Below are 1,098 nucleotides of genomic sequence, written 5' to 3' on the forward strand. Positions count from 1 at the left end.
GGTCGCTGGTAGGAAAATACCCGACAATCTTCAAACATGAAGAAGTGGGTGAGGAGGCTCAGCGTCTGTTCCATGATGCCAATGAGCTGCTTGATCGAGTTGAGCGTGAAGGATTGCTTAAGGCTCGCGGGATATGTGGTTTATTCCCTGCGGCAAGTGTGGGTGATGATATTGAAGTGTACACCGATGAGTCGCGTACCGAGGTTGCTAAAGTATTGCGCAATCTTCGTCAGCAAACAGAAAAGCCTAAAGGATTTAACTACTGCTTGTCGGATTACATCGCGCCAAAAGAATCTGGCAAACAGGATTGGGTTGGAGCGTTTGCAGTAACTGGCGGTATCGGTGAGCGTGAGTTGGCCGATGAGTACAAAGCGAAAGGCGATGACTACAACGCAATCATGATTCAAGCGGTGGCGGATCGTTTAGCCGAAGCTTTTGCTGAATACTTGCATGAGCGTGTCAGGAAAGAAATTTGGGGCTATGCAGCAGATGAAAATCTATCGAATGATGAGCTCATCCGTGAAAAGTACCAAGGGATCCGTCCTGCACCGGGTTACCCAGCTTGTCCTGAGCATACAGAGAAAGGCCCGCTTTGGGAGTTACTGAATGTTGAAGAGAACATCGGTATGTCACTTACAACGAGCTATGCAATGTATCCGGGGGCATCAGTGTCCGGTTGGTATTTCTCACATCCAGACTCTCGCTATTTTGCGATCGCTCAGATCCAAGACGATCAGTTAGAGAGTTATGCAGATCGTAAAGGTTGGGATAGGATCGAAGCTGAAAAATGGTTGGGGCCAAACATTAACGGCTAAATCAAGTGAACAAGCAATAAAAAGGGCTGCCAATGTGCAGCCCTTCAGTTTGTCGTTGTTCCCTCAAAAAACACGTTATGCTTTTTGAATCACGGTAGTGGTCACTTGAGGATACAAACCAATGTTATTGTTCGAAGAGCTCTGTATGCAGCTTCTGAATGGCTTGCTTCGCCACCGACTCATTCACAAGGAAGCATAGGTTATGAGGACTTGCTCCATAACAGATCATGCGTAAGTTCAAATCTTCTAGGGTAACAAACACTTGCTTCGCATAGCCTTTACG

At 46.8% G+C, this 1,098-nt stretch carries 2 protein-coding genes; one reads left to right on the forward strand and one right to left on the reverse strand.

Annotated elements, in window-relative coordinates; genetic code table 11:
- Positions 1-815, forward strand: an 815-nt coding sequence (locus R7070_RS26295; RefSeq protein ID WP_318141529.1) for a vitamin B12 dependent-methionine synthase activation domain-containing protein, incomplete at its 5' end; no start/stop codon positions are given.
- 124 nt (positions 816-939) lie between these two features.
- On the opposite strand, the gene R7070_RS26300 is transcribed toward R7070_RS26295, so the two are convergent.
- Positions 940-1,098 (reverse strand): ACT domain-containing protein (locus tag R7070_RS26300; protein WP_411912998.1); only part of this gene is annotated, 159 nt, incomplete at its 5' end.

This window comes from Vibrio sp. 1557, from assembly GCF_033340175.1.
GTDB lineage: Bacteria > Pseudomonadota > Gammaproteobacteria > Enterobacterales > Vibrionaceae > Vibrio > Vibrio alginolyticus.